The organism is Deltaproteobacteria bacterium (assembly GCA_016208165.1).
Lineage (GTDB): Bacteria > Desulfobacterota > Desulfarculia > JACQYL01 > JACQYL01 > JACQYL01.
Map to the genome: position 1 here is coordinate 45,292 of JACQYL010000118.1, position 7,571 is coordinate 52,862.

Annotated in this window: 6 protein-coding genes; all 6 read left to right on the forward strand. The window is 55.4% G+C overall.

Annotated elements, in window-relative coordinates; all coding sequences use genetic code 11:
• The first annotated feature begins 2 nt into the window (after positions 1–2).
• The 6 genes from HY788_21125 to HY788_21150 all read left to right on the forward strand — a co-directional run bounded on the left by HY788_21125 (position 3) and on the right by HY788_21150 (position 7,446).
• The gene (locus HY788_21125; GenBank protein MBI4776646.1) at positions 3–1,700 is read left to right on the forward strand and encodes a SpoIID/LytB domain-containing protein; all 1,698 of its coding nucleotides are present in this window, start codon (positions 3–5) and stop codon (positions 1,698–1,700) included.
• 33 nt (positions 1,701–1,733) lie between these two features.
• Positions 1,734–4,538: a DUF799 family lipoprotein gene (locus HY788_21130; protein ID MBI4776647.1), complete on the forward strand. Its 2,805-nt coding sequence runs from the start codon at positions 1,734–1,736 to the stop codon at positions 4,536–4,538.
• A gap of 7 nt (positions 4,539–4,545) precedes the next feature.
• On the forward strand, positions 4,546–4,866 hold the full coding sequence (locus HY788_21135; protein MBI4776648.1) for a tetratricopeptide repeat protein: 321 nt from the start codon (positions 4,546–4,548) through the stop codon (positions 4,864–4,866).
• The gene (locus HY788_21140; protein ID MBI4776649.1) at positions 4,838–5,557 is read left to right on the forward strand and encodes an N-acetylmuramoyl-L-alanine amidase; all 720 of its coding nucleotides are present in this window, start codon (positions 4,838–4,840) and stop codon (positions 5,555–5,557) included. Before HY788_21135 ends, HY788_21140 begins: the two co-directional genes overlap by 29 nt.
• Positions 5,550–6,413, forward strand: a complete 864-nt coding sequence (locus HY788_21145) for a tetratricopeptide repeat protein (GenBank protein MBI4776650.1) — start codon at positions 5,550–5,552, stop codon at positions 6,411–6,413. The genes HY788_21140 and HY788_21145 overlap by 8 nt, the downstream gene beginning before the upstream one ends.
• 82 nt (positions 6,414–6,495) lie before the next feature.
• Positions 6,496–7,446, forward strand: a complete 951-nt coding sequence (locus HY788_21150) for an LPP20 family lipoprotein (GenBank protein MBI4776651.1) — start codon at positions 6,496–6,498, stop codon at positions 7,444–7,446.
• Positions 7,447–7,571: the final 125 nt, after the last annotated feature.

The window sequence follows — 7,571 nt, forward strand, 5'->3', positions numbered from 1 at the left end:
TATTGGAATTGAAACGTAACGCGCGGTTGTTTGGCCGCGTGATTGCCGCGTTCAGTATGTGCTTATTGCTATGGGCGGCGCAAGCGAGTCCTGTCGATCCGGCGGACGAAGATGCGACAAGCCTGCGTGACGCCCTCGATCTGTTAAACCAGGGTGGATTTCTGGAATCAATAGGGGCCCTTAAAGATCTCTCCCAGCGAGCGGGGGATCCCGAGACCAAGGCTCAGTCCCTCGTCCACGTAGGCGATATATACAGCTACTTTCTGGACGATTACGATCAGGCGATGGCTGCGTATACTACCGCCATCGAGCAGTATGGAGGATTGGAAGAGACGGCCAATGCCTATTTCAACATGGGAATGATCCTTTTTGAACGAAAGCGTCCCAAAGACGCCATCGAGTATTTCGAAGCTTATTTGAAACACTTTCCGCAGGGAAGCCGTAGCCCGACAGCCGCGTTCATGTTGGAAGAGTGCAAGGCCGAGCCTTCGGAACCTCTTACGCCCGAGCCGGAGCCGGAGAAGACCGGCCCTGCTCCTCCCGCAACTCCTCCGGAAATCGCATCCGCTCCCAAACAGGCCCCGGTGCAGCCGCCTGAGGAGGTATACTCGAAGATCCCAACCGCAGAGAAAGAACCGTCTGTTCGCGTACTCGTTGAAGAAGGAGGGTCCTCGGTCACCGTATCGTCAAGCCGACCGCTATTGTTGTCAGACGACCGGGATCGTGATCGAAGCGTGCAACGCCCACCAGGATCGAAGACGCGCCTGACTGTTGGTAAACGGGGAGTGAAAATGGCGGACAACGGGTTCGAAGCGGAGCGGATTCGGGTGACCTCTCCGGACCCGAATGGCCGTGTCCGGTGCGCCGATCGAGAGTTCAGGGGCGACTTGCTGATGTACAAGAACTCCGGAAACGGAACCCTGGCCGTGGTAAACGTCCTCCCGCTGGAGCAATACCTGTACGGTGTCCTGCCTAAAGAAATTCCGGCGGGATGGCCGGAAGAGGCGTTGAAGGCTCAAGCCGTCGCGGCTCGTTCCTATGCCCTTTTCATGATCCGGAAGCGAGAGAATCAGCCGTATGACGTGGTCGCAACAGTCATGAGTCAAGTCTATGGAGGCGCTACGGCGGAACGACTCGAGACCAACCAGGCCGTTGACGCCACAAGGGGTCAGATTCTTGTGTATGGAGGAAACCCCATAATGGCCTATTTTCATTCCAACAGCGGGGGGCAGACCACAAGCGCAGGAGCTGTCTGGTCCGCCGACGTTCCTTATCTGAACGGAGTGACGGATCCATTCAGTAGGAGGGCGCCCAATAATAGCTGGAAGGATCGACTGACTCTGGACATGGTGCAGAAAAAGCTTTCGAAAGGCGGATATGATGTGGGCGCTATTTCCTCTCTCGAGGTGGCGGCATGGGATGCGTCCGGCCGGGCAAAGGAAATCCGAATTCATCATTCACGGGGCATAACGGTTCTGTCCGGAAACCAGTTTCGTCTGAAAGTGGGGGCCGAAAAGGTCAGGAGCACGCTTTTCAGACTGAGCCGAAACGCTTCCGAACTTGTGTTCGAGGGCAAGGGATTCGGGCACGGTGTGGGCATGAGCCAATGGGGCGCATACCAGATGGCTCTGGAAGGACATACGTACGATTCGATTCTGCGGCACTATTATGGCACGGCTGATTTGTCGCGCAAGTTGTAATTCTCAATCGGGCTCCCGCAGAAAGGAGGCCTCATGGTAACCTGCAGGAAAGTAATACTGGTCTCGCTCCCGCTGATCCTTTGCCTGTTTTGCGCGTCTTGCGTGGTCAGCACAAGTCAGACGGGAACAATGGTTGTTCAGAAGACCGAGGTACTGTTGAGTGGCGAATACCAGACCACCGAAGCGTACGAGAAACGGAAGCCAAAGACCGTAGCGGTGCTGCCGTTTCTGAACGAAACCGGTAAGGAGGAAGCGCCGGAGGTGGTTCGCAGGTGTTTCTATAATCATTTCAGCTCGCTTCCTTATCTGGACATGGAATTGTTTCGAGTGGACTCGCTGCTTCGATCCAAAGGAGTGACGGATCCCACCAATGTCCAGAAGATGACTCCGCAGCAGCTGGGCGCCATATTGAACGTCGATGCCGTGATCTATGGCACCATAACCCACTATAACCGCATCTACGCGGTGCTGGTATCGGACGTGGCCGTCGGCGCCATTCTCCGGATGGCGGACACGAAAACCGGGGAGGATCTCTGGACCGGCAAACACGTGGCCCACACACCCTCGGGCGGAATCGCCACCACCCCGGTAGGCCTCATTCTGACGGCGCTTTCAACGGCGTATAACCTGCGTGCGATCAACCTGTACCGAACGAGCGACGATCTGTTTAGAGAGATGGTCAAGGCCGTACCCAAGCCGACGCTGGCGGAGGCGGAAGCTCCTCCGAATATCATCATGCTCGCGCAGGATGGCGCGTTTTCCATCAAGAAGGCCGGGGATGTCATCAAAGTGGCCATGGAAGGCGACGCCGGAATGAGGGCGACTTTTGATATCGGAGATTTCAAAAAGGGATTGTTCATGAAGGAGGTGTCTCCGGGCAACTATGTGGGCGAATACCGTATCGTGCCGGGGGATAACGTGAAGGACGCTCTCGTTACGGGACATCTGCTGAATGAAGCCGGCGTCGCCGCCGAGTGGATCGATGCCCTGGGCAACGTGAACATCGATACGACCCCGCCCAAACCTCCTGCCCAACTGACGGAAAGCAGCCGGGACAAAGCGGTCTATTTGAGCTGGGAACCGAATTCGGAGAGGGATCTGGCCAAGTATCGCGTTTACCGGAGCGATACGCCGTTGACCGGGTATCAACTCCACAAGGAGCTGGAGAATACGGACTTCCTGGACAGCGATCTGACCAATTTCAAGCAGTTGCATTATAAGTTAACCGCCGTCGATGCGGCCGGCAATGAAAGCGAAACGAGTTCCATGGTTCAGGGCATGGGGGTGCCAAAAGGGCCGACGCCGGTGAGAGGCGAACTCAAGGAAAACACCAGTTGGTACGCAGCGGCCAGCCCTTACATCATCGAGACACCCGTTATCGTGCCGGACAAGATGCGCCTGGTCATCGAAGCGGGTACGACCGTGGTCAGCAAAGGCGCCGGCATCCGGATCTACGGAGGACTGACGGCGAAAGGATCGGAAAAACGGATCATCGCGTTCACAACGGACGTACCCCTTGCGTGGGACGGGCTGTTGTTCGAAAATAAGGGTGCAAGTGAATTCGAGTTTTGCAGCGTACAGGGAGCGAAAATCGGGGCCCTGATCCGATCCGGGTCACTGGCTGTTCGCGACTCGGAGTTTACCGGATGCACGGTGGCCTTGAAGGTCGAAGGCACGCACTCCAAGCCCGTCATCGAACGCAACAAGATCATCAACAATATTGGGAACGCCGTAGAGGTCTCCTCCGGAGCGGAGCCTGTGCTCAATGGCAACCAGATATCGAACAACGGAGGAAAAGCACTGGATGTTGTGGCCGCCTCCCCGAAGTTGTCCAAAAACGAAATTATCCACAACAAGGGCGGAGGGCTCTTTTTCTTGAAGGCCGGTCCCATTATCCAAGAAAACGTTGTCCACGACAATGGGTCCGTTGATCTACTCAATCATCCGGGAAGCCAGACCATCGAAGCCGAGAGGAATTTCTGGGGTTCGAAATCCGGAGAAAAGATCATAGGACGCATCAGCGGCCGTGTGAATTTCAGCCCCGTACTGGATGCCGCACCACCCGACGGCAAGCCGCTCAAGTTGTCGATAATGGAGAGCAATCTCCAGGGGAACATCACGCAGGATTCGTATCTGATACTGAGCAAAAGCCCCTATTCCGTGACCGGGGAGGCCGTTGTTGACGGGGGAGCCGTTCTGTATATCGAACCGGGAGTGGTCCTGAAATACATGGCGCGGGAATCGGTGATCGAGGTGAAGGATGGAGGCGTTCATGCCCGAGGACGAGCGGACGCTCCCATACTGTTCGTGTCCGGAAGTTCTTCGCCGGGGCCGGGCGACTATGCTGCGGCGGTTCGCTTTCAGGAGATCAAGAAGAAAGGGCAGGGCGTCGGCGAGAGAATCGCGGATAAGGTCAAAAGCATTTTGGGCGACCAGGAAGAAAGCTTTTTTGCTTACTGCGTGTTCGCCCACGCCGACACGCCGTTGGACGTATACTATGGGAGGCCGGACATTACTTACAGTTTCATCGGATTCAACCGTCAGAGCGGCATCATTTGCCGCAACGATTCAAGGCCCAATATCGTGAGCAACACCTTGTACAACAACCTGGGAACAGCGGCTATCGAGTGTTACGGCATGACGAATCCCAGAATCAAGAATAACAATATCTTGGAGAACCCCTTTGCAGTGCAGAGTTTTTCCACCATAACGCTGGATGCTCGTTCGAACTGGTGGGGCGCCGCACCGCCCAATGCGAACCTGTTTCTGGGCAATCTGGAGTATCAGCCGTACTTGACGGAACCGAATCCCGAGGCTTTCAATTATAGCTTCAAGTAGACTTTCCATGGACCGAAGAGCATTTTTGCACAGGATGAGCCGATGGGGTTTGGCCGGGCTGGCGGGTATTGCCTATCCGGACACATTGGCTCGTCTGGTCTGGGCGGAGGATCCGTTCAGTATGGGGGAGCGGGGACAGAACCTGATTGCGGCCGGGAAGTACCGGGAAGCCATATCTATACTTCAACGGGCCGTGGCGCTGGATCCGGGCAGCGATCTCCCTCAAGCCCGTGGAAAAACAAAAGGAAGAAAAGCCCATGAGCCCCCTCGAGAAACAGGCGCAGCAAGAGGAAAAGGAAATGTTGCGCAAACTTCGGGACCGAACTGACGCTCTTTCTTTCCAAGTGGAACGGATCGTTCTGGATCCCGGACACGGTGGATTCGACTCGGGGGCTGTCGGAAAAAACGGTCTTAAAGAGAAGGACGTGACCTTGGCCCTGGCCAATGGGCTTTTCGATAAACTAAAAAGAAAGAATCAGTTTCAAGTATTCAGCACCAGAGACGACGACTACTACGTGCCTCTGGGTGAAAGGACGGCCACGGCAAATCAACGAAAAGCGGACCTGTTCGTGAGCTTCCACATTAACGCGGCGGAAAACCGAAAGGCTAGCGGGTCCGAGACCTATTACTGTTCCGAAACGGCCAGCAATGAAGAGGCCGCCAGACTGGCGGCGTTCGAGAATTCGGTGCTGAGATTCGACGAGGAAGCGGCCAAGAAACCGGGTTTTTTGGACATCGAAGGGATATTGTTCGAGTTCGAGCGGAAGTTGTACTGGGGGGACAGTAAGCAATTTGCTCACAAGTTCCAGGGACGCTTCGGGACACAGCTAGAATTGAAGGATCGCGGGGTGCAGTTAGCCAATTTTTATGTATTGAGGCAGGCCAAGATGCCGGCCCTGCTTCTGGAAACGGGTTTCATTTCAAATCCGGATGAAGAGGAGTTGTTGGGACAGGAGCGATTTCGCGAAAAAATCGTAGATGGGGCTTTCGGAGCTATCCTGGAGATGTCCGGTGCGTAAGTATCGCCAAAGAACTGCTCGTATCTTGAGTGCGGTTCTCGCCTGCGGTCTTTTGGCGCTAGGGCTTTCCTCCTTCGCTCGGGATCTCAACGACCTCCTGTTCGAGGGAGTGGATTTTGACTACCGGGGGGAAGTGGAAAAAGCCACGGCCAGCTTCGAGCAAGCTCTTGCCGTGGATCCCAAGAACGAATACGCGCTGACCAAACTGGGCATACTTTACTTCAAGCAGAAGATGATCGAGAAATCGATGGACGCTTTCACTAAAGCGGTTGACGTGGACCCGAGGAATGTGGAGGCCCAAATCTGGGTCGGCATTCTTCACATGAAAAACGATGAGCTGGAGAAAGCCCATCAAGCGTTCGAGGGAGTCATTCGCATCGATCCGAACAACGCTGCGGCGTATTACTATCTCGGAACCCTCTATAACTTTCGGCGGAACCGGGTTAAGGCTATAGAATTATTAAAAAAATCCAGCGATGCCGACTCGATGGAGCCGGACACGCATTTCCGGCTGGCTCAAGCGTTCGATCTCGCGGGCATGGTCCATAACGCCCTGTTGGAGTATGAGCGTGCGTTGGATCTGAACCCGCGGCATACGAAAGCATTGAACGCCATGGGATGGATTCACTATAATCAAGGAGAGGTGGCGAAAGCCATCGAACTCTGGAAGAGGTCACTGTCCGAGAATGCCGCGGACCGGGATGCGGCGCTGAATCTGGCCAAGGCCTATAACTCTCTGGCCAAACAGGAACTGGATGCGGGCCGCAAGGACGCTGCGCGGACCTACTGGCAGAAGACCCTTGAGGTCGATGAAGGAAATAAAGCGGCAAAATACTATTTGAAGCGATACAATTAATGAAAGGAGGAAAATTCGTTTCACTTACGTTTAACCAATTGAACTTCTTTCGTGTTTAACTTCAAGACAAGGAGAAAAAGACATGATTCGAAACGTCTTCATAGGTTTTTGTGCGCTGGTCTTGGCGTGTTCGCTCGCGTTCACTGCGCCGACTCAAGCAGAGTGGCAGTGGGGGTATGTGCAGGAATCGCCGACCGGAAGTGTCAATTGGGGGGATGGCAACATTACGGTGAAGGGCATAGGCGCTCCGCCGGAAAAATACATGGGAAAACCGGCCGCGCGGCCGATGGCCATTCGCGCCGCCACCTTGGATGGATACCGTAACCTTTTGGAGATCGTGAAAGGGGTCCAGGTGGACGGCAACACCACGGTCGAGGACTTCATGACCAAAAGCGACGTGATCAACGCCACGGTCAAAGGCATGGTGAAGGGCGCCCGGATCACTGATACCAAGTACTTGGAGGACGGCACGGTTGAAATAGTCATGTTGATGAACATGTACGGCCGCTTCACCGACTCGATGCTCGGCGCAGCCGCTCCTTCAGCGCCGGCTCAACCTGTTCAGCCGTCCCAACCGGCTCAGCCTGCCGCTCAACCGGCGCAGCCCGCCGTCCAACCGGCCCAGCCTGCGGCTCAGCCGGCTCAGCCCGCTGCTCAACCCGCCCAGGCGGAGCCCGTAGCCCAACCCGGAGTGGTGTACACGGGACTGGTTATCGATGCCCGGGGATTGGGAGTCCGTCCGTGCATGAGTCCCCGGCTGTTGGACGAGGATGGAAAAGAGGTCTACGGTTCCGCTTTTGTGGATCGTCAATGGGCGGTTCAGTATGGCATGGTCGGCTACTCCAAAGACTTGAACGCAGCTCAAAGCAACGAGCGCGTGACCAACAATCCGTTGACCATCAAGGGAACGAAGGCCACCGGCGCGGCCAAGACGAATGTGATCATCAGCAACGAGGCCGCGGATTCTCTGCGTTCGGCTTCGGACAAGTTGTCCTTTTTAAAGCAGTGCCGCGCGATGTTCGTTCTGGATTAATGAACCCGGACGTTTAAAAGACCTTTGGAGGGTACCGTCATGAGGGGAACTAAGAGATCGTGGGTCGGCGCTCTATTGGTGGTGCCGGCTCTGTTTTTGGTCGTGTCTTGCGCCAAAGAGCCACA

Coding starts and splice junctions, on each gene's coding strand:
- HY788_21130 (MBI4776647.1), top strand. CDS start 1,734: ATGGTAACCTGCAGGAAAGTAATACTGGTCTCGCTCCCGCTGATCCTT.
- HY788_21135 (MBI4776648.1), top strand. CDS start 4,546: ATGGACCGAAGAGCATTTTTGCACAGGATGAGCCGATGGGGTTTGGCC.
- HY788_21140 (MBI4776649.1), top strand. CDS start 4,838: ATGTTGCGCAAACTTCGGGACCGAACTGACGCTCTTTCTTTCCAAGTG.
- HY788_21150 (MBI4776651.1), top strand. CDS start 6,496: ATGATTCGAAACGTCTTCATAGGTTTTTGTGCGCTGGTCTTGGCGTGT.